14 protein-coding genes and 2 pseudogenes are annotated in these 19,246 nt (G+C 63.3%); all 16 read right to left on the bottom strand.

Annotated elements, in window-relative coordinates; all coding sequences use genetic code 11:
• Positions 1-32: 32 nt before the first annotated feature.
• Positions 33-1,478 carry a xylulokinase gene (xylB, locus tag CUR85_RS17260; RefSeq protein ID WP_136720365.1) on the bottom strand — a complete coding sequence of 482 codons (1,446 nt, stop codon included), beginning with the start codon at positions 1,476-1,478 and terminating at the stop codon, positions 33-35.
• A 62-nt stretch (positions 1,479-1,540) separates the two neighbouring features.
• A pseudogene (locus CUR85_RS17255) lies at positions 1,541-2,487 on the bottom strand (ABC transporter substrate-binding protein).
• 33 nt (positions 2,488-2,520) lie between these two features.
• Positions 2,521-3,519 (bottom strand): ABC transporter permease, encoded by a 999-nt coding sequence (locus CUR85_RS17250; RefSeq protein ID WP_067263827.1) that lies wholly within the window; start codon positions 3,517-3,519, stop codon positions 2,521-2,523.
• Between the two features lie 11 nt (positions 3,520-3,530).
• Positions 3,531-5,048, bottom strand: coding sequence for a sugar ABC transporter ATP-binding protein (locus tag CUR85_RS17245; RefSeq protein ID WP_067264739.1), 1,518 nt, complete (start codon positions 5,046-5,048; stop codon positions 3,531-3,533).
• Positions 5,045-6,181 (bottom strand): Gfo/Idh/MocA family protein, encoded by a 1,137-nt coding sequence (locus CUR85_RS17240; RefSeq protein WP_197470899.1) that lies wholly within the window; start codon positions 6,179-6,181, stop codon positions 5,045-5,047. Before CUR85_RS17240 ends, CUR85_RS17245 begins: the two co-directional genes overlap by 4 nt.
• A complete protein-coding gene (locus tag CUR85_RS17235) occupies positions 6,181-7,236 on the bottom strand; it encodes a sugar phosphate isomerase/epimerase family protein (RefSeq protein ID WP_067261237.1) in 1,056 nt (351 codons plus the stop codon). Before CUR85_RS17235 ends, CUR85_RS17240 begins: the two co-directional genes overlap by 1 nt.
• Before the next feature lie 22 nt (positions 7,237-7,258).
• A complete protein-coding gene (gene xylA, locus CUR85_RS17230) occupies positions 7,259-8,554 on the bottom strand; it encodes a xylose isomerase (RefSeq protein WP_067261236.1) in 1,296 nt (431 codons plus the stop codon).
• Positions 8,547-9,608, bottom strand: a complete 1,062-nt coding sequence (locus CUR85_RS17225; RefSeq protein WP_169306070.1) for a LacI family DNA-binding transcriptional regulator — start codon at positions 9,606-9,608, stop codon at positions 8,547-8,549. The genes xylA and CUR85_RS17225 overlap by 8 nt, the downstream gene beginning before the upstream one ends.
• Positions 9,609-9,801: 193 nt before the next feature.
• Positions 9,802-10,805 (bottom strand): annotated as a pseudogene (locus CUR85_RS17220) (ABC transporter ATP-binding protein).
• Complete coding sequence (locus CUR85_RS17215) at positions 10,802-11,770, bottom strand: oligopeptide/dipeptide ABC transporter ATP-binding protein (protein ID WP_067260871.1); 969 nt, start codon at positions 11,768-11,770, stop codon at positions 10,802-10,804. Before CUR85_RS17215 ends, CUR85_RS17220 begins: the two are co-directional and overlap by 4 nt.
• Positions 11,770-12,684, bottom strand: coding sequence for an ABC transporter permease subunit (locus tag CUR85_RS17210; RefSeq protein WP_067260873.1), 915 nt, complete (start codon positions 12,682-12,684; stop codon positions 11,770-11,772). The genes CUR85_RS17215 and CUR85_RS17210 overlap by 1 nt, the downstream gene beginning before the upstream one ends.
• A gap of 1 nt (position 12,685) precedes the next feature.
• On the bottom strand, positions 12,686-13,603 hold the full coding sequence (gene oppB, locus CUR85_RS17205) for an oligopeptide ABC transporter permease OppB (RefSeq protein WP_067260875.1): 918 nt from the start codon (positions 13,601-13,603) through the stop codon (positions 12,686-12,688).
• A 93-nt stretch (positions 13,604-13,696) separates the two neighbouring features.
• A complete protein-coding gene (locus CUR85_RS17200) occupies positions 13,697-15,313 on the bottom strand; it encodes a peptide ABC transporter substrate-binding protein (RefSeq protein WP_067260877.1) in 1,617 nt (538 codons plus the stop codon).
• A 188-nt stretch (positions 15,314-15,501) separates the two neighbouring features.
• Complete coding sequence (locus CUR85_RS17195; RefSeq protein ID WP_067260879.1) at positions 15,502-16,533, bottom strand: trans-3-hydroxy-L-proline dehydratase; 1,032 nt, start codon at positions 16,531-16,533, stop codon at positions 15,502-15,504.
• 18 nt (positions 16,534-16,551) lie between these two features.
• Positions 16,552-18,222 carry a cis-3-hydroxy-L-proline dehydratase gene (gene lhpI, locus CUR85_RS17190; RefSeq protein ID WP_343245487.1) on the bottom strand — a complete coding sequence of 557 codons (1,671 nt, stop codon included), beginning with the start codon at positions 18,220-18,222 and terminating at the stop codon, positions 16,552-16,554.
• 16 nt (positions 18,223-18,238) lie between these two features.
• Positions 18,239-19,240, bottom strand: coding sequence for a 4-hydroxyproline epimerase (locus CUR85_RS17185; RefSeq protein WP_067260883.1), 1,002 nt, complete (start codon positions 19,238-19,240; stop codon positions 18,239-18,241).
• Positions 19,241-19,246 lie beyond the last annotated feature (6 nt).

Here is a 19,246-nt window from a genome sequence, read left to right as displayed (position 1 = left end):
GCCCCTTTTCTTGCTGGTCTTGCGCTTGATGCCTACTGCGCCAGCCGCTGTTCCCAAGCCGCACGGAAGTCGGCATAGCGTTCCGCATAGGCTGCCGTGAGCGCGGGGTTGGGTGCGATGCTTTTGCGTATCTTCGGGGGGCGGATCACCTCGGCCTCCGCCGCCTCTCCATAGCCCAGCATCGCCAGCCGCGCTGCGCCGAGCGCCGCGCCCTGCGCACCGCTTTCGGGCACATCGAGGGTCAGCCCGGTGATGTCGGCGATCATCTGCAACCATGTCTCTGACTGGCTGCCGCCGCCCGCCACGCAGACCCGTTCGGGCAATGAACCACAGTGGTCGAGGGCGCAACAGCAGTCGGCAAAGGCGAAGCCGACCCCCTCCATCACCGCTTGCACCATATCCGGCAACCCATGCCCGCGGCGCAGCCCGTGAAAGGCCCCGGCGGCATCGGGGGCGTTATGCGGCGTCCGCTCGCCCGAGAGGTATGGCAGGAAGGTGATCGCGGAAGGCTGTTGAATGTCTTGAACCATGCCGGCCAGCGCCGCGGGGCTTTGCCCGGTGATCTGGCCCAGCCATGCCAAAGCGTCGGTTGCCGATAGGATCACCCCCATCTGGTGCCAGGTCTTCGGCACCGCGTGGCAGAAACTATGCACGGCGCTTTCAGTGTTGCTGGCGAAACGGTCGGTCACGGTGAATAGCACGCCAGAGGTGCCGAGCGACAGAAACCCCTGCCCCGGCTGCACCAGCCCCAGCCCCACCGCGGTGGCGGAATTGTCCCCCGCGCCGCCCGCGACAGTGACGTTGCCGACACCCCACTGAGCGGCAAGCTCGGCCCGAAGCCCGCCCGCCCGTGCGCTGCCTTCGACCAATCGCGGCATGTGGTCACGGCTAAGCCCCGTGGCGGCGAGCAGTTCATCCGACCAATCGCGTTTTTCCACGTCGAGCCAGAGCGTCCCCGCCGCGTCGGACATTTCCGACACATGCTCGCCCGTCAGCCAAAGACCGACATAGTCCTTGGGCAGCAGGACCTTGCGGACCTGCGCGAAAATCTCGGGCTCATGTTTCTGGACCCATCGCAGCTTGGGCGCGGTGAAGCCTGCCATGACGATATTGCCACCCAGCCCACGAAAATCGGCGCGCTCTTCCAGTTCCGCGCATTCGGCATGGGCGCGGCCATCGTTCCACAGGATCGCCGGGCGCAGGGGCTGGTCATTGGCATCCAGCAGCGTGGCGCCGTGCATCTGGCCCGAGACGGCAATGCCGCGCAGCGCCGCGAATGCATCCGGGGCCGCGGCGCGGACCTCGGCGATGGCGCTCTCGCAGGCGGTGATCCATGAATGGGGGTCTTGCTCGCTCCACATCGGGTGCGGGCGCTGAACCTCCAATGGGGCATGACCCTCGGCCAAGGGCCGTTGGCCTTCGTCAATCAAAAGCGCTTTGACGCCCGAGGTGCCAAGGTCCAAGCCGAGATAGGTCATGCGGTACTCGTTACTTCACAAATGAGAGAGAGCCACCGGCAAGCTGCCGGTGGCCTTGGCCATTAGAACGGGCTGTCGGGATAGTAGAAATCCATCGCGTTCTCTTGCGTCACCAGCACCGAGCCGATCACGAAGGTGCCCGAGACCGGCGCGTTGGAGGTGAGGCCCACGGCGGTCAGCTCAATCGCGGTGGCGATCATCGACGGCGGGTAGGTCACATTGGCCGGGATCATCTCATCGCCATCGGCGGTGCGCTTGATCATCTCTTTCATACCGGCCCCGCCGAGCACGAATTTCACGTCGTCACGCCCTGCCGCTTCGATCGCGGCCAGCACGCCAATCGCCATATCGTCGTCCGAGGCCCAGACCGCGTCGATATTGGGGTATTTCGACAGGAAATCCTGCATCACGGTAAAGCTGTCGTCGCGGTTCCAGTTGCCATGCTCCATGTCGAGCACATTGATGCCGGAGCCTTCGATCGCCGCGTTGAACCCCTCGACACGCTCATTGTCGATGGTGGTGGGGATGCCGCGCAGCACGACGATGTCGCCGCCATCGGGCATTTGCTGGGCCATGAATTCACCCGACACCTTGCCAAAGCCGCTGTTGTCGCCCGCAACGTAAAGGTCTTGGATGCCCTCAACGGAAAGGCCACGGTCCACCACGGTGACCCATGCACCGCTGTCGGCCACGGCTTGCACCGGCGGGGTCAGCGGGTCGGATTCAAAAGGCAACACCACCAGCGCGTCGATGTTGCGCGTGGCGACCATGTCTTCGATGTCGTTCACCTGTTTGCCGGGGTCCGACGCGGTGGCGAGAACGAAGTCGAGATCGGAATAGACCTCTTCCAGACGTTCGACGGTTTCCTTGGCGTGGAAGTTCATGCCCCCGCCCAGCCGTGGGTCGCCGCCGGGATCGACACGCCGATGACTTTGGTCTCTTGGGCAAAGGCGGCGGTGCCGACAGCCGTGGCCAGCGCGGTGGCAATGAATGTTTGGGTAAATGTCATATTTGCTCCTCCCATGAAGCGTTCAACTACGGCTTAAAGCGCCGTCTTCCTTTCGCGCTGTAGGATCACAGCGAGAATGATGATAATCCCTTGGATCGCACCGTTCAGATAGGGCGACACGAAATCGGTGAGGTTCAGGATATTGCCGATCAGGCTGAGGATCAGCACGCCGATGACGGTGCCCCAGACCCGACCGAAACCACCCTTGAGCACGGTGCCGCCGATGATCACGGCGGCAATCGCCTCCAACTCCCACAGCACCCCGGTGGAGGCCGAGGCCGAGCCGAGGCGCGGCACATACATGATCGTCGCGATGCCCACCAAGATGCCCAATGCGGCATAAGAGATCAGACGGGTGCGATTGACGTTCACATTAGAATAATGCGCCACATGTTCGTTCGACCCGGTGGCGGCGCAGTGGCGGCCATAGACGCTGCGCGACATGATGATCTCACCAATGATGACCACCAGCGCGAAAACGATGATTGGCCAGCTGATCCCGAGGATGCCGTCGAAATAGACGGGCCGGTAAAAGCTGCGCAGACCGAAATCGAGCGACAGGGTGCCGCCATCCGCCAGCCAGGTCACCAGCGAGCGGTAAATGCCCATGGAGCCGAGCGTGACGATGAAGGCCTCGATGCCGAGGGCGGTGATCAAAAAGCCGTTCAACAGCCCCGCCAGCAGCCCCGCGACGATGGCCGTGAACATGCCCAAGAGGATGATCGGCACGCCGACACCGAGGCTCGGTAAAGCGGCGTTCATCACCAAGATCATCAACCCCGCGATAAAGGCCGCCATCGACCCCACCGACAGGTCAAGCCCGCCCGCGGTGATGACAAAGGTCATGCCCACCGCGATGATCCCGATAAAGGCCGAGCGGGCGAGGACGTTGGTGATATTCGCCGCACTCAGGAAGTTGGAATTCAGCGCCGTGCCGATCAGCAGCAGAACGATCAGCGCGATGATCGGCCCGAGGACAGACATCGACGGCATCCGGAAGCTTTTGGTTTGAGGTGTGGTTACATCTGTCATCTTCGGTTTCCTTAGGCCGTCATCGGCATTTGTTCGGCGCTCAGCCCCATGGAGAGGCGGACAATCGCGTCTTCCGTGATCTCGCCCGCGTTTAGCGTGCCGCTGACCTCGCCCAAACGCATGACCATCACGCGGTCGGCAAGGCCGATGAGTTCGGGCATCTCGGAGGTGATCACGATAATGCCGTGGCCCTGATCGGCCAATTTGCGCAGGAAGGCATAGATTTGCTGTTTGGTGCCGATGTCGATGCCGCGGGTGGGTTCATCGACGATCAGGATGCGCGGCTCAGAGAGCATGATCTTGGCCAGCAGCAGTTTCTGCTGGTTGCCGCCTGACATATTGCCGACCCGCACATCACGGCTGCCCGCGCGAATGTCGAACTCTCCAATGGCCTCGGTCAGGGCGGTTTCCTCTGCGTTGCGATCAATCAGGAAGCCGCCGAATTTATGCAGGTTTTGCAGGGTCAGGTTCTCACGCATGCCGCGTTCCAGCAGCAGACCGCGCAGCTTGCGGTCTTCGGTGAGATAGCACAGCCCGGCCTGTTGCGCGTCGCTTGGCCGCTTGAACTGCACCGGCTCCCCAAAGAGGGTGACGCGCTTGGCACTCGCCGGGCGCAGCGCGGCAAGGCCTTCCATCACCTCGGTCCGGCCAGAGCCGATCAGCCCGCCCAGCCCGAGGATCTCCCCCTGTCGCAGTGAAAAAGACACATTGCTGGCAAAGCCCGGCACGCTGAGGTTTTCGACCGAGAGCACCTCTGGCGCGCCCCGCTCCACACCGGGTTTGGCGGGGTAGAGGTCAGAGACATCGCGGCCCACCATGGCGGTGGCCATTTCGTCTTCGGTGATCTCAGAGGTCGGGCTGGACTGCACCACCGCGCCATCGCGCATGATGGTGACATGGTCCGAGATCTCGGCCACTTCGTCTAATTTATGCGAGGTGAACAAGACCGCCGTCCCCGCCGCGCGCAGGGCCGCGACCTGTTTGAACAGCACATCGGTCTCGCGTTTGGTCAGCACCGCCGTCGGCTCGTCCATGATCAACACCCGCGCATCGCGCGACAGGGCCTTGGCGATCTCGACCATCTGTTTGTCGGAATTCGACAGACGCGAGACCAGCGCATCCGGAGAGACGTTGCAGGCCACCCGATCAAGATAGTCCCGCGTGCGCCGCCGCATCTCGGCCTTGTCGAGCAGCGGCCCGCGTTTCAACTCGCGGCCCAGAAAGATGTTCTGCTCAACGGTGAGCTGTTCGGCCAAGTTGAACTCTTGGTGGATCATCACGATCCCGGCCATTTCGCCCTCATGCAGACTGTCGAAACGGACCGCTGCACCATCGAGTTCGACAGCGCCTTTGGAGGGTAGTTGATAGCCCGCCATGATCTTCATCGTCGTCGATTTGCCCGCCCCGTTCTCACCGATCAGCGCATGAACGGTCCCCGGCTCTAGCGCGAGGGTCACGCCATGCAGCACTTCGATCGAGCCGAAGCTCTTGCTCACGTCGCGCAGGGCAAGAACGGGGGTGGCACTCATAGCTTGGTCCACGCCGCATCATTGGCCGAGGAGGTGACACAGGCATTGATGAAACGCATCCCCGCCATGCCCGCCGTGATGTCCGGCAGCAAACCCATGGCGCTTTCGCGGCTCGCCCCGCCCTGCACGGCGCGGATCGCATCGGCGGCCTCGTTATAGATCGTGGCAAACCCTTCGAGGTAGCCCTCGGGGTGGCCGCCGGGAATGCGGCTTACCGATTGCGACGCCTCAGACGCCCCTGCCCCGTTGCGGGTGATCAGGCGCTTCGGCTCTCCCAATGGCGTGAACCAGAGGTAGTTGGGATCCTCTTGCGACCATTCCAAACCGCCCTTGTCGCCATAGATACGCAGCTTCAGCGCATTCTCATTCCCCGGAGCCACTTGGCTTGACCACAGCATGCCGCGCGCGCCGCCAGCAAAGCGCAGCATCATATGGGCGTTGTCATCCAGCTTGCGCCCCGCGCCCCAACTTTGCAGATCGGCGGCGATGCTTTCGACCTGCAAGCCGCTTACAAAGCACGCAAGGTTATGGGCATGGGTGCCGATATCGCCCACCGAGCCGCCCGCGCCCGAGCGTGCGGGATCGGTGCGCCATTCGGCCTGTTTGACGCCTTCGTTCTCCATCGGCGCGGTCAGCCAGTCCTGCGGATACTCCGCCTGAACGATCCGGATCTCCCCCAGATCACCCGCCGCCACCATGGCCCGCGCTTGGCGGATCATCGGATAGCCGGTGTAATTATGGGTGAGGATGAAAAGCGCCTCGGCCTCCGCGACACTGGCCGCCAACGCCTCCGCATCCTCGAGCGTGGAGGTCAGGGGCTTGTCGCAGATCACATGGATGCCCTTGGCCAAGAAGGCCTTTGCAGCAGCGGCATGAACGTGGTTGGGCGTGACGATTGAGACCGCCTCAATCCCGTCCTCGCGGGCGGCTTCGGCCTCGGCCATCTCCTCGAAACTGCCGTAGGAGCGCGGGATGCCCAAAGCCTCCGCACTGGCGGCGGATTTCTCGGGGGTCGAAGACAGCGCGCCTGCCACCAGATCAAACCGGTCGTCAATGCGCGAGGCGATGCGGTGCACCCCGCCGATAAAGGCGTCATTGCCGCCGCCCACCATGCCAAGTCGAATACGTGCCATCAGTCGATCCCCAGCATTTTGCGGTTTGCCGCCTCATCGGTGCCGCCATCGGCGAAGTCATCAAAGGCTTTGTCGGTCACGCGAATGATGTGATCGGAGACGAATTGCGCCCCCTCACGCGCCCCGTCTTCGGGGTGTTTGAGGCAGCATTCCCATTCCACCACGGCCCAGCCATCGAAATCATTCGCCGCCATTTTGGAAAAGACAGCGCCGAAATCAACCTGCCCGTCGCCCAGCGACCGGAACCGCCCGGCGCGGTCCGTCCAGCTTTGATAGCCCGAATAGACCCCCTGACGGCCCGTCGGATTGAACTCGGCATCCTTGACGTGGAACATCTTGATCCGGTCTTTGTAGATGTCGATGTTATCAATGTAGTCAAGACATTGCAGGACGTAGTGGCTGGGGTCATAGAGCATGTTGGCGCGCGCGTGATTGCCCGTGCGCTCTAGAAACATCTCATAGGTGATGCCATCATGCAGATCTTCGCCGGGGTGGATCTCATAGCAGACATCGACACCGCAGTCCTCGGCATGGTTCAAGATCGGCAGCCAACGCGCGGCGAGTTCGTCAAAGGCCGTCTCAATCAGCCCGGCAGGCCGCTGCGGCCAAGGGTAGACATAGGGCCAAGCCAAAGCGCCCGAGAAGGTCGCATGCGCCCCGATCCCCATGTTCTTGGACGCCGAAAGCGCCAGTTTCACCTGCTCGACCGCCCATTCCTGCCGCGCCTTGGGATTGCCGCGCACTTCTTCGACGGCGAAGCCGTCAAAGGCCGTGTCATAGGCCGGATGCACGGCGACCAACTGGCCCTGAAGATGTGTCGAAAGCTCGGTCACCTCCACGCCGTTTTCGACCGCCTTGCCCTTGAACTCGTCGCAGTAATCCTTGCTCGACGCGGCCTTGGCCAAGTCGATCAGCCGCGCGTCCCAACTGGGCACTTGCACGCCTTTGTAGCCACAATCGGCGGCCCATTTGGTGATGCTGTCCCAAGAGTTGAAGGGCGCCTCATCGCCCGCGAATTGCGCCAGAAACAGCGCCGGTCCCTTGATCGTCTTCATAATGTTCCTCCCTTTCCCCGGCTCAAACGAACCGGTTCACGATGTTCTCCAGAATTTCCTGCCGGCCCGAGCGGGGCTGCGGGTTAATGCCGTCTTGGACGACCTGCGCAGCGATTGAGGCCAGATCCCCCTCCAGCATCGCCTTGGCCTTGGGCGTCTCCCACCCCGCGTAGCGCTCGGCGCGCATGGCCTCAATCGTGCCATCCTCCAGCATGGCGGCGGCGGCTTTGAAGCCCCGCGCGCAGACATCCATCGCGCCCGCATGGGCCGCGACCAGATCGACCGGATCGAGCGATTGCCGCCGCAGCTTGGCGTCGAAATTGGTGCCGCCGGTGGTGAAACCGCCCGCCTTCAGCACCTCGTAATAGGCCAGCGCCACTTCGGGCACGTTGTTGGGGAATTGATCCGTGTCCCAGCCCGATTGATAGTCGTTGCGGTTCATGTCGATTGAGCCGAAAATCCCCAAGGACGCGGCGAGCGCCAGCTCATGTTCGAACGAATGGCCTGCAAGGATCGCATGGCCCTGTTCGATGTTCATCTGAACTTCGTTCTCCAGCCCAAACTCCTTGAGGAAACCATAGACCGTAGCCACGTCGAAATCATACTGATGTTTGGTCGGCTCCTGCGGCTTGGGCTCCACCAGAATGGCGCCTTCGAAACCGATCTTGTGTTTGTACTCCACCGCCATCTGCAAGAAGCGCCCGGCCTGCTGGCGTTCGCGCTTCAGGTCGGTGTTAAGCAGGGTCTCATAACCTTCGCGCCCGCCCCAGAGGACGTAGTTCTGACCGCCCAGCTTATGGGTCGCATCCATGCAGGCTTTGACCGTGGCGGCGGACCAGGCGAAAATCTCAGGGTCGGGATTGGTGGCCGCGCCCGACATGAAGCGCCGGTGACCAAAGAGGTTCGCCGTGCCCCAAAGCAGCTTGGTTTTGGAGCCTTCCATCTTGGTGCCGAGATAATCAATGATCTCTTCGAAATTGCGCAGGCTTTCGGCGAATGTGTCCCCCTCGGGGCGGATGTCGGCATCGTGCCAGCAGAAGAAGGGCGCGTTCAGCAGATCGAACATCTCAAAGGCCACATCGGCCTTGAGCTTTGCCAAATCCATCGTGTCACCGAACCACGGGCGATCGAAGGTCTGCCCGCCAAAGGGATCGCCGCCCGGCCATGCGAAGGAATGCCAATAGGCCACGGCGAAACGCAGGTGATCCTCCATCCGTTTGCCCATGGCGATCTCGTCGGGATTGTAGTGGCGAAAGGCCAGATCGGCCCCCTCGGGGTCATAGGTGAGGGGCTTTATATCTTTAAAGAAATCAGTCATCTATCTTGGCCTTCATCTTATCGGTCAATGTGTCGGCGGGCAGATTGTCCCGCACATAAATCGTCGGCACGAGGTCCGGCATCGGCGGCAATTCCTTTTGGTCGATCAGCGCACGCAAGACGGTGAAGGCGCGGTTGATCTCGACATCCGGGCGCTGATCGATCACCAGATCGATATGCCGCTCAAGCAGCGCCTGACGCGAATGCGCGACCAGTTCATGCACCACGCAGAAGGGCCTTGTGCCCCGCTCCTCTTGCAGGGCGGCGATCAACCCGCTGTTGCCCGCGCCCACGTTGTAAAGTGCTGTCAGCTCCGTCTGGCCGAGCGCCTGACGCGTCTGCGCGTTCAGCACCTGCGCGTCGTCCTTCGTCATGATCGGATCCAGCAATTCAACCTGCGGGAAATCGGCCTGCAACACTTCGCGAAAGCCGGTCAGACGCTCTGCGTGGTCGCGCGCGTCCAGCGAGCCTGCAAAGGTCTGCACCCGCCCGCCCTGCCCGCCATGGGCAAGCCCCACCATGCGCCCCGCGGTGCGCCCGGCGGCGATGTTGTCGATCCCGATATAGGCGGCGCGGGCGGCCTGCGGCAGGTCGGAGACGAGGCCCACCACGGCCACCCCCTTATCCCGCAGGGCGGCCAAAGGAGCCTCAAGCGCCGCGCTTTGCAAACCGACGATGGCGACACCGTCGAAATCCCGTTCCAGCAGGTCCGAAATGCTGTCTTGCAGCCCTTCGACGGCGAAGGCCGCGACCTCGATCACCTCGGCGGTGACGCGTTCGGTGGCCTGATGGGCGGCGGTATGTTCGATGTGCTGGCGGATGCGGTTGAAAAAGGCGTTGGAGCCGCGGGGGATCAGGAAAGCGAGCCGGTAGACCCGCCCGCGTGACAGGTTCGCCGCCGCGACATTGCGCACATAGCCAAGCGACGCGACCGCTTCGCGCACCTTGGCGATGGACTTTTCCGCCACGTTGCCGCGGTTGTTGATCACCCGGTCCGCGGTGGCATAGCTCACCCCGGCAGCGCGTGCGACATCGCTTAACGTCGGACTTGTCATGGCCCCTCCCCCGCGCGCTGGCCCTCCCAGCCTGCGCATCTCGGGGCCTATCTAGGGGGAAATTTTGATATACGTCAATCATTTTTGATAGACGTATATCATTTTTCGCGGATAGGGCGAGGCAGCGGCGAACGCACGCCGCCCCTGAGGGGTTGATTATTCTGGAGTTTTCATTCCGGTACCGCCCGCAGACTTACTGCGCTGCGGTCTCGCTGGCTTGCAGCGGGCCGGGGTGAATGCAAGCGACCTGATGCAGCGACTCGCCCGGTTGCGGCACCACCTGCGCGCAATCGGCCTGCGCCCGCGGGCAGCGGCCACGGAAGACACAGCCCGAGGGCGGGTTCATCGGCGAGGGCATGTCGCCGCTCATCGGCACGATCTGCTTGGCGCGCTCGGCGATTGGGTCCGGGATCGGTACGGCGGAAAGCAGCGCCTGCGTGTAGGGATGCTGCGGATCGTCGTAGAGCTGCGCCTTCGGCGCCTTCTCCATCACGCGGCCCAGATAGAGCACCATGACCTCGTCCGAGATGTTCTTTACCACGCTGAGGTCATGGGCGATGAAGATCATCGCGAGCCCCAGATCGCGCTGCAACTCTTTGAGAAGCTCGATCACCTGCGCCTGAATCGAGACGTCGAGCGCCGAAACCGGCTCGTCGCAGATCAGGAGCTTGGGTTCCACGATCAGCGCACGGGCGATGCCGATGCGCTGGCACTGGCCGCCGGAGAATTCATGGGGGTAGCGGTTGATCATCTGCGGCAGCAGGCCCACGCGCTCCATCATCTGCGCCACCCGGGCGCGGCGCTCGCGGGCGGGCACGTCGGGGCGGTGGGTCTTCAGCGGCTCGGCGATGATCTGCCCCAGCGTCATACGCGGGTTGAGTGAGGCGAGCGGGTCCTGAAACACCATCTGGATCTCGGACCGGTAGGGTTTCATCCGGCGGGGCTGAGCGACAGTAGATCGGTCTCACCCTGCCACATGACCTGCCCCTCGGACGGGACCATTTGGATCAGCCCGCGCGCGAGGGTGGATTTGCCGCAGCCGGATTCGCCCACGACACCGAGGGTCTTGCCGGGTTCCAGATCGAAGCTCACCCCGTTGACCGCATGCAGGATGCGCGGCTTGGTCCAAGGCATGTCGCCGGCGCGGGTGATCGGGAATTTGACGTGCAGGTCGCGGACGGAAAGCAGCGGGCTCATGAGGTGACCTCCGCAATGGGACGGTGGCAGGCGCGAGCGCGCGCGCCGTCGAAGGGGGCCAAGGGCGGCATCACGCGGCAATCGTCGCCGGCGTAATCGCAGCGCGGACGGAACGGGCAGCCTTCGGGCGGGGCGGCCATGTTGGGCGGGTTGCCGGGGATCGCCTTCATGGTGGCGTCCTCGTCGTCAACGCGCGGCACGGCGGCTAGAAGACCGCGGGTGTAGGGATGCGTGGGTTCGGCAAAAAGCGGCTCGGTCGGGCCTTGCTCCATCACGCGGCCGCCGTACATGACCAGCACCCGCTCGCAGAAGCCCGCCACGACGCCGAGGTCATGGGTGATGAGGATCGTGGCCATGCCGAAATCCTTTTGTAGATCGCCCAAGAGGTCCATGATCTGCGCCTGCACGGTAACGTCGAGCGCGGTGGTCGGTTCGTCCGCAATCAACAGGTCCGGTTTGCAGAGCAGCGACATGGCGATCATCACACGCTGGCGCATGCCACCAGAGAATTCATGCGGGAAGAGGCGGATACGCTCCTTGGCCGCCGGGATTTTCACCGCGTCCAGCATCCGCACCGATTCCGCCAGTGCGTCGCGCTTGGACAGCCCTTGGTGCAGGGTCAGCACCTCGGCCATCTGCTCGGAAATCCGCATGTAGGGATTGAGCGAGGTCATCGGGTCTTGGAAGATCATCGCGATCCGCTCGGCCCGGATCTTGTTCAGCACCTTGGGCTTGGCGCCGAGAATCTCCTGCCCGTCGAAGCGGATCGACCCGCCGGTGCGGCCGTTCGGCGCCAGAAGGCCCATGATCGAAAAGGCGGTCTGCGACTTGCCCGAGCCGCTTTCGCCGACGATGCCGAGGGTCTCGCCCCGGTCGATCGAGAGCGACAGGTCGTTGACCGCGTGAACGGGGCCGTCGTCGCCCTCGAAGGTGACGTTGAGCTTGTCGATTTCCAGCAGAGACATCAGCGATCCTTGGGGTCGAGCGCGTCACGAAGCCCGTCGCCGATGAAGAACAGGCCGAAGAGCGTGAGACAGAAGAACAGCAGCGGGAAGCCCAACTGCCAGGTGGTGCCATAGGCGATGGTGCCCGCGCCTTCGGAGATCAGCGCCCCGAGGGAGGTCAGCGGCTCCTGCACGCCAAGGCCGAGGAAAGAGATGAAGCTCTCGGTCAGAATCATCAGCGGGACCAGCAGCGTGGCATAGACGGCGATCACCCCCAGTAGATTGGGCACGATATGGCGCAGGATGATGACCGGGGCGGAAACGCCGGTGGCGCGGGCCGCCTCGACAAATTCGCGGCCCTTGATGGTCAGGGTCTGGCCGCGCACGATGCGGGCCATCTCCATCCATGAGATCAGGCCGACACCGGCAAAGAGGATGGTGATCGAGCGGCCGTACATGACCAAGAGCAGGATCAGCACGAACATGTAAGGCACGGCCATGAAGATATCGACAAGCCGCATCATGATGCTGTCGGTGCGCCCGCCGAAATAGCCCGCCACCGCGCCGTAGAGCGTGCCGACGATACAGGCGATCAGCGCACCGACGAGGCCCACGGCGAGGCTGATCTGGGTGCCCTGCACGGTGCGTGCAAAGAGGTCACGGCCCAGATCGTCGGTGCCGAAGTAATGGCCGCTCTCGATCGACGGGCCGCCCAGTTCGACAATCTGGCCCATGACGTTGTAGTCGAGCTCCTCGTTCGACCATTGTGCGAGGCTGTTGCCGAAGAGCGCGAAGGCCACGACGAAGCCGAGGATCACCAGCCCCATCAGCGCCGCCTTGTTGCGGAAGAACCGCCGCCGCGCGTCAGCCCAGGGGGAGCGGCCCTTGGCGGCGATCTCGCTGGTCTCGACCCGTTGTTCGGATGTCATCACCATGTCAGTACCGGATCTTGGGGTCGATCCACCCGTAAAGGATGTCGACCACGAGGTTGAAGAAGATGGTCAGCGCACCGACGAGGATCGTCACCCCCATCATCACCGCGTAGTCACGGTTCAGCGCCGAATCGACGAAGGCTTTGCCGATGCCGCCGGTGGAGAAATAGATGTCGACCACCACGGAGCCGGTGATCATCGCCACGAAGGCGGGCCCGAGGTAGGAAATCACCGGCAGCATCGCGGGTTTTAGCGCGTGGCGCAGGATCACCCGGCGCTCGGGCAGGCCCTTGGCGCGGGCGGTGCGGATGTGGTTCGAGGTCAGCACCTCGAGCATGGACGAGCGGGTGATCCGCGCGATTGAGGCCATGAAGGAGGTCGAGAGCGCGATCACCGGCATGATCCAGTATTCCGGCCCCTGCCATCCGCCGCCCGGCAGCCAGCCGAGCCAGAGCGTGAAGACCAGCACGAGAATCGGCGCCATGACGAAGTTCGGCAGCACCTGCGCCCCGATGGAGACGCCGACGGCGGCATAGTCCAGCGCCGAGTTGTGCCGCACGGCGGCGGCGACGCCGAGGCTCACACCGACGATGACCGCCACGGCGAAGGACAAAAGGCCGTACGTCAGCGTGATCGGGAAACCTTGGGCGATGATCTCGTTCACCGAACGGTCCTTGTAGACGAAGCTCGGCCCGAAATCGAACTCGGTCACGATGCCCCAGACGTAGGAGGTGATCTGCTTCCAAAGGGGATCGTCCAGCCCGTATTTCGCATTGAGGTTCGCCAGCACCTGCGGCGGCAACTCGCGCTCGGAGGTGAAGGGGCCACCGGGGGCGGAATGCATCAGCAGGAAAGAGATGACGATCAAAACCAGAAGCGTCGGAATAGCGATGGCAAGGCGCTTGAGGATGTAACTGAGCAAGAGGCGCGCGCTCCGAATACGGGGTTTGTGGGGGTGTAGAATAGAATCGGGCAGCCCGTGCCATAACCGCCGGGCTGCCCGAATGTCGAGAGGTTACTCTGCGGTACGGTAGAGGTCTTTGCCGTACCAAGTGTTGTTCACGTTGTTCTCGGGCAGACCTTCGATGTCTTCCGCGATCATGTCGACGTTCGCGTAATGGTAGATCGGGATGATCGGCATTTCCTCGGCCAAGATCTTCTCCGCTTCTTGATAAAGCGGCTGCGGATCCTCGGCGGTCTTGCTGTCCTTCATGAGCGTGTCATAGGCGTCGTTATAAAACTCGCCGTTGTTATGGCCCGAATAGGAGGTCAGCAGGTCGAGATAGGTCGACGCCTCGTTGTAGTCACCGCACCAAGCGTAACGCGCCATGTCGTAGTCTTGGTTCTGCATCCGGTCGGTGTGGACCTTCCACTCATAGTTGTCGAGCGTGAGGTTCACACCGATCTGCTTGAGCATTTGCGACGCGGCGATGGCGATCTTCTTGTGATCTTCCGAGGTGTTGTACTGCAATGTCAGATCCAGCGGGTTGTCGGGGCCGTAGCCCGCCTCGGCCAGCAGTTCCTTGGCCTTCTCCACACGCTGCGCCTGATCCATGTTATCGGCCCAGTCCAGTTCGGGACGCTCGAAATCGGCAATCGCCCAGTGGGTCCAGTTGTACGAAGGCTTCTGGCCGCCCTGCAGGATGCGGTCGACGATGATGTCGCGGTCGATGGCATAGGCCAACGCCCTGCGCACATTGACGTTTTTCAACGCCTCCGGCCCCTTCTCACCCACGTTCAGCATGTAGATGTAGGAGCAGTTATAGGGGGTGGAGACCGCCTGTTCGGGATACTCTTTTTTCAGACGGGGATACTGACCGGCGGGGATGTCCACGCGGTCCAGCTCACCGGCCAGATAGCGGGTCAGGGCTTGGTTCACGTCGTTGATCGTCAGCGCGATGATCTCTTCCATCACCACGTTCTCGGCGTCCCAATAGGTGTCGTTCTTTTCCATCACGACACGCTCGCCCAGCTGGTGCTCGACCAGCGTATAGGCGCCGTTTCCGACAAGCGTGCCCGCATCGGTCCAGTCGTCGCCATGTTCCTCAACCACGCTTTGCAGCACGGGGAAGGTCGAGCCGTGCACCAGCATCTGCGGGAAATAGGGCAGCGGCGTGGTGATCTTGACCTCAAGCGTGTGGTCGTCGATGGCGCGGATGCCCAGCTCATCAGGGGACTTGTCCCCGGCGATGATCTCGGGCGCATTCTCGACCTGCATCAACTCCATGTACCAGGCGTATTCCGAGGCGGTCGCCGGGTCGGCCAGACGGCGCCATGAATAGACGAAGTCATTCGCCGTGACCGGCTCCCCGTTGGACCACTTGGCGTCGTCGCGCAGGTTGAACGTATAGGTCTTGCCGTCTTCCGAAACTTCGTGGTCGAGCGCCACACCGGGGACCAGCTCACCGTTGCCATCTTCGTTGTAGAGCCCCTCGAAAAGGTTGCGCAGCACGTCCGAGCCTTCGACGTCGGTGTTGATCTGCGGGTCCATCGACTTGATCGCGTCGAGCAGCCAGAAGGTATAGGTCTGATCTTCGGCAAGATTCACGCCCTCGGGCACATCGGCGGCATGGGCCTGAAAGGCAAGGCTTAGCGCCAATGCGGAGGATGCGAGTGTGGTGCGTAGCTTCATGGTGACTCTCCGTTGTTTGAAAGTTCGTGTTCTGATTGAAAAGTAATCAATCGAAAACGAAGAGCACATGCAAGACGTTGCCTCGCGTCAGCCAAACACGGCGGCTTCGCGCCGAGGCGGCGCGAGGTTGTAAAGATTGGCCCCGGGGCTGCCCCGGGCGGCGGGGTTCAACGTGGCAAAAGGCGCGCCTAGCCGCGCGCACCCCATGTGTCGGACAAGCGGTAGCCGCCCGGCCAAGGGTCATCGGGGTCGAGCATATGTTGGTGGATGCCCGTGACCCAGCCCCGGCCCGACAGTTCTGGCTGGATGGCCGTATGTTCGCCCACCCGCGTCTCGCCCAAGATGCGCCCCGTGAAGGTCGACCCGATCAGCGACACGGTGGTCAGGCTGTCCTCCAGTCCCATTTCCCCCCGCGCGTGCAGCAGGGCCATCCGCGCGCAAAGGGCGGTGCCAGTGGGCGAACGGTCCACCTTGCCCGGCTGGATCGCCACCGCCGCCCCGGCGCGCAGGCCGGTCTCATCGCGGGTGACTGGACCGGCGAACAGGCAGAAAGAGAAATGCTGCCAATCGGGGTTCTCAGGGTGGTCGAACCGCATCGCCGCATTGGCCGCATCGGTGATCCGCACGCCAAGCCGCGCGATGTCATGGGCCTCATGGGCCTCTAGCGAAAACCCCATGGCGGCGGCATCGACGACGACGAAACTGTCGCCGCCATAGGCGGTATCGACAGTGAGCGTGCCCAGCCCTTCGACCTCAAGCGGCACATCCAGACGCGCCGCGAAGCTTGGCAGGTTCTGTACGAAAATACGCTCCGCCTTGCCATTGCGACATTCGGCGCGGACCTTCACCAGCCCGCCCGGCGCTTCGAGGGTTAGCTCCGTCACAGGCTCCGTCATCGGCAGGATGCCCCCGTCGAGCAGCACGGTCGAGACGCAGATCGAATTGGAACCAGACATCGGCGGCGTGTCCTCCGGCTCCATGATGATGAAGGCCGCATCGGCGCGGGGGTCTTTCGGCGGGACCAGCAGGTTCACATGACGAAACACCCCGCCGCGCGGCTCGTTCAACACGAAGTTGCGCAGGGTCTCATCCCGCGCGATCCAGCGGCTCTGCTCCCACAGCGTCTCACCCGGCGGCGGGGTGACACCACCCACGATCACATCGCCCACCTCACCCTCGGCATGGGCCGAGATCACATGCACCGTCTTGCTGCTACGCATCCTTCGTCTCCTCCTCGGTCAGCCATCTCGGCAATGCCTCCCCCGCACGCCCCGACACGGCGGCCTCCACACAATCGGCGATACTGCCAAAGCGCACGGCCCGGCCCGACAGACCGGGGCGTAATGGGCGTATTTGCCCGAGTTGGTCATCAGCACCTTGGCCGAGGGCGGGAAAACCGGCTCGGAAATCGAGCACCAGCAGATGTCGGGCACCACCTGCACGCCCGCGGCCTCCAGCCGCGCCACGGTGCCGTCATCGCGCGCCGCTTGCAGCGTGTCTTGGCCGAGCGTCACGATGACAGCCGTGTCGGCATGGCGCTTGCGCCCGGCGAGGGCGGTGTCGAGCGCGCGGCATTCGGCGTGCGAGAAATGCGGGCTGCCGAAGGCCACGAGATCGACCGTCGCGGCCCCGGCGTTGAACTGCCGCCAAACGCGGCGCAGGTCATCGGATGTGAGGCGGAACGTATCGGCCTCTGCGACAGGGGGCAGGTCGGCTTCGGGTGTGACCCCAGCCACATGCAGCATCGGGGCTGCGGAAGTAGTGCCAAAGGCCGCGCAGAGCGCTTTGAGGTCATCCTCATTCGGGGCGGCCCCCTCCAACCCGCGCAGGACCGGGATCCGGTCCGGGGCGGCCTGCCCCGCGAGCCAGCCCAGCATCGGCCAGATCGCCTCGTCATACTCCGCGGGCAGTTCCACTTCGATCACCCGGCGCGGGGCGCGATGTTCCTCCAGATAGACCCCTGAGAGCGGTGCGCGCGCGGTGAGCGCGATGCACAGGTCGAGGAAATCGGGATGTTTCACCGTCCGCGCGCCAAGCACGCTATTGGCATAGATCACCGCGTTTGACTCCGACCACGCGATGAATTCGCCGCGTTCGGGCGGGGCGGGCAATTGGTAGGGCGCACAGGTGAAACTGGGCCGCGCGCCCATGGTAACATAGGCGTCGGCCAAACGGCTGGCGGGCAGGCCGAAATCCGGCGGCACGCCTTGACCGCGCCAATTGCCGTGATCGACCGAGATCGCATTCATCGTCGTCGGCACGCGCACCTTCGAGCCCATATCGGCCATGGTCTGGGCAAAGAGCAGGTTGGCGGGGCTGGCGTAGATGCAGCCGTCGATATGCACGCGCGTCACGTCGACCAGCCGCTCGGCCCCCTGCCCCTGCGCCATGGTGCAGGTGATCTCCATCGCCAGTTGCACGGCTTTGCCCTCGGCCCCGTCCAGCATCGCTTGATCCTCGGCAGTGAGATGCAGGGCGCGGGCGGGCCTGTCCGACAGGGGCAGATCCCAGTCATCGGTGCTGAGCATCTCAGGCGTGATCCGCGCGCTGCGGGATTTGGCGAGCAGGTCGTAATCCTCGGCCCCGAGGCGCAGCACCGCGAGCGGCTTGTCGAACATCTTGCCCGCGATCAGCGCGCCTAAGGTCAGGATGTCTTCGGCCTCGCGAAACACGAGGGCAGCAGGGGCATGACCGTTCAACGCCAGTTCCAGCAGCACGCCGCTGCCGGTGCAAGAGCCGCGGCTGGTGGGCATGAGCAGGATCTTCCCCGCGAGCGATTGACCGCAAAGCGGGTGATGCGCATCGATGACCTTGCCCGTGGCCGGATCGACGCCGCCCCAGAAACTCAGCCCCTCAGAGGAAGCCAGCACCGCGCCTTGGGCTGCGGCGGGAACGATGATTTGCGCCATGTGGAACCCCTCCAATTCAGGTGACGACAAAGCCGTGCGCGAAGGGGTCACGCTCGTCGATGAAAATGGTGTTAAAACCCGTCACCCGCGCCCAACCTGCGATGGAAGGGATGATCGCGGGCCTGCCGGCCACCTCTGCCGCCGCTTCAACACGGCCTTTGAACATGGAGCCGATGATGGATTCATGGACGAAATCATCGCCCACATTCAGTTTGCCCTTGGCCGCCAACTGCGCCATCCGCGCCGAGGTGCCAGTGCCGCAGGGGGAACGATCGATCGCCTTGTCACCGTAGAAAACCGCGTTGCGGGCGTGCGCCTCTCCCGCGCGGGGGGCGCCGGTCCAGAGGATATGGCTCAGCCCGTTGATCGCGGGATGTTCGGGGTGGGTGAACACATATTTCGCATTGAGCGCGGCACGGAGTTTGGGGCTCAGACCGACCAGTTCGGAGACCGAGAAATCCGCCATATCGCGGAAGTTCTTCTGGGGCTCAACGATGGCGTAGAAATTGCCGCCATAGGCCACATCAACCACCACTTCGCCCAAACCCTCGACCTCTGCCGTCAGCCCTTCGGCGTGGAGGAAGGCGGGCACGTTGGTCAGGCGCACCTCTTCGACGAAACGCCCCTCTTGCCGGTAGGTCACATCGACCCGCCCGGCAGGGGTTTCAAGGCGCAATTGGCCGGGGGTGGCGGGGGTGACCAGCCCGTTCTCAAGCGCGATGGTGACGGTGCCGATGGTGCCGTGGCCGCACATCGGCAGGCAGCCCGAGGTCTCGATGAACAGCACTGCGATGTCGCAATCATCCCGCGTCGGTGGGTAAAGGATCGCGCCCGACATCTGGTCGTGCCCGCGCGGCTCGAACATCAGACCGGTGCGGATCCAGTCGTATTCCGCCAGAAAATGGGCGCGCTTTTCCAGCATGTTCGCGCCCTTCAACAGCGGCGCGCCGCCGGTGACGAGCCGTACCGGGTTGCCGCAGGTATGGCCGTCGATACAGGGAAATGTGTGTTGCGTCATGTCAGC

Origin of the sequence: Sulfitobacter faviae, from assembly GCF_029870955.1 — a bacterium.
Lineage (GTDB): Bacteria > Pseudomonadota > Alphaproteobacteria > Rhodobacterales > Rhodobacteraceae > Sulfitobacter > Sulfitobacter faviae.
The sequence above is the reverse complement of the archived record's forward strand: the minus strand, read 5'-3'. Positions and strand labels throughout refer to the sequence as shown.

What these genes read in the sequence shown, in the direction of transcription:
- CUR85_RS17225 (WP_169306070.1), bottom strand. Translation starts at nt 9,608, where the DNA reads ATGACAAGTCCGACGTTAAGCGATGTCGCACGCGCTGCCGGGGTGAGC.
- CUR85_RS17200 (WP_067260877.1), bottom strand. Translation starts at nt 15,313, where the DNA reads ATGAAGCTACGCACCACACTCGCATCCTCCGCATTGGCGCTAAGCCTT.
- CUR85_RS17185 (WP_067260883.1), bottom strand. Translation starts at nt 19,240, where the DNA reads ATGACGCAACACACATTTCCCTGTATCGACGGCCATACCTGCGGCAAC.
- xylB (WP_136720365.1), bottom strand. Translation starts at nt 1,478, where the DNA reads ATGACCTATCTCGGCTTGGACCTTGGCACCTCGGGCGTCAAAGCGCTT.
- xylA (WP_067261236.1), bottom strand. Translation starts at nt 8,554, where the DNA reads ATGACTGATTTCTTTAAAGATATAAAGCCCCTCACCTATGACCCCGAG.
- lhpI (WP_343245487.1), bottom strand. Translation starts at nt 18,222, where the DNA reads ATGGCGCAAATCATCGTTCCCGCCGCAGCCCAAGGCGCGGTGCTGGCT.
- CUR85_RS17210 (WP_067260873.1), bottom strand. Translation starts at nt 12,684, where the DNA reads ATGGTGATGACATCCGAACAACGGGTCGAGACCAGCGAGATCGCCGCC.
- CUR85_RS17245 (WP_067264739.1), bottom strand. Translation starts at nt 5,048, where the DNA reads ATGAGTGCCACCCCCGTTCTTGCCCTGCGCGACGTGAGCAAGAGCTTC.
- CUR85_RS17235 (WP_067261237.1), bottom strand. Translation starts at nt 7,236, where the DNA reads ATGAAGACGATCAAGGGACCGGCGCTGTTTCTGGCGCAATTCGCGGGC.
- CUR85_RS17240 (WP_197470899.1), bottom strand. Translation starts at nt 6,181, where the DNA reads ATGGCACGTATTCGACTTGGCATGGTGGGCGGCGGCAATGACGCCTTT.
- CUR85_RS17195 (WP_067260879.1), bottom strand. Translation starts at nt 16,533, where the DNA reads ATGCGTAGCAGCAAGACGGTGCATGTGATCTCGGCCCATGCCGAGGGT.
- CUR85_RS17215 (WP_067260871.1), bottom strand. Translation starts at nt 11,770, where the DNA reads ATGTCTCTGCTGGAAATCGACAAGCTCAACGTCACCTTCGAGGGCGAC.
- CUR85_RS17250 (WP_067263827.1), bottom strand. Translation starts at nt 3,519, where the DNA reads ATGACAGATGTAACCACACCTCAAACCAAAAGCTTCCGGATGCCGTCG.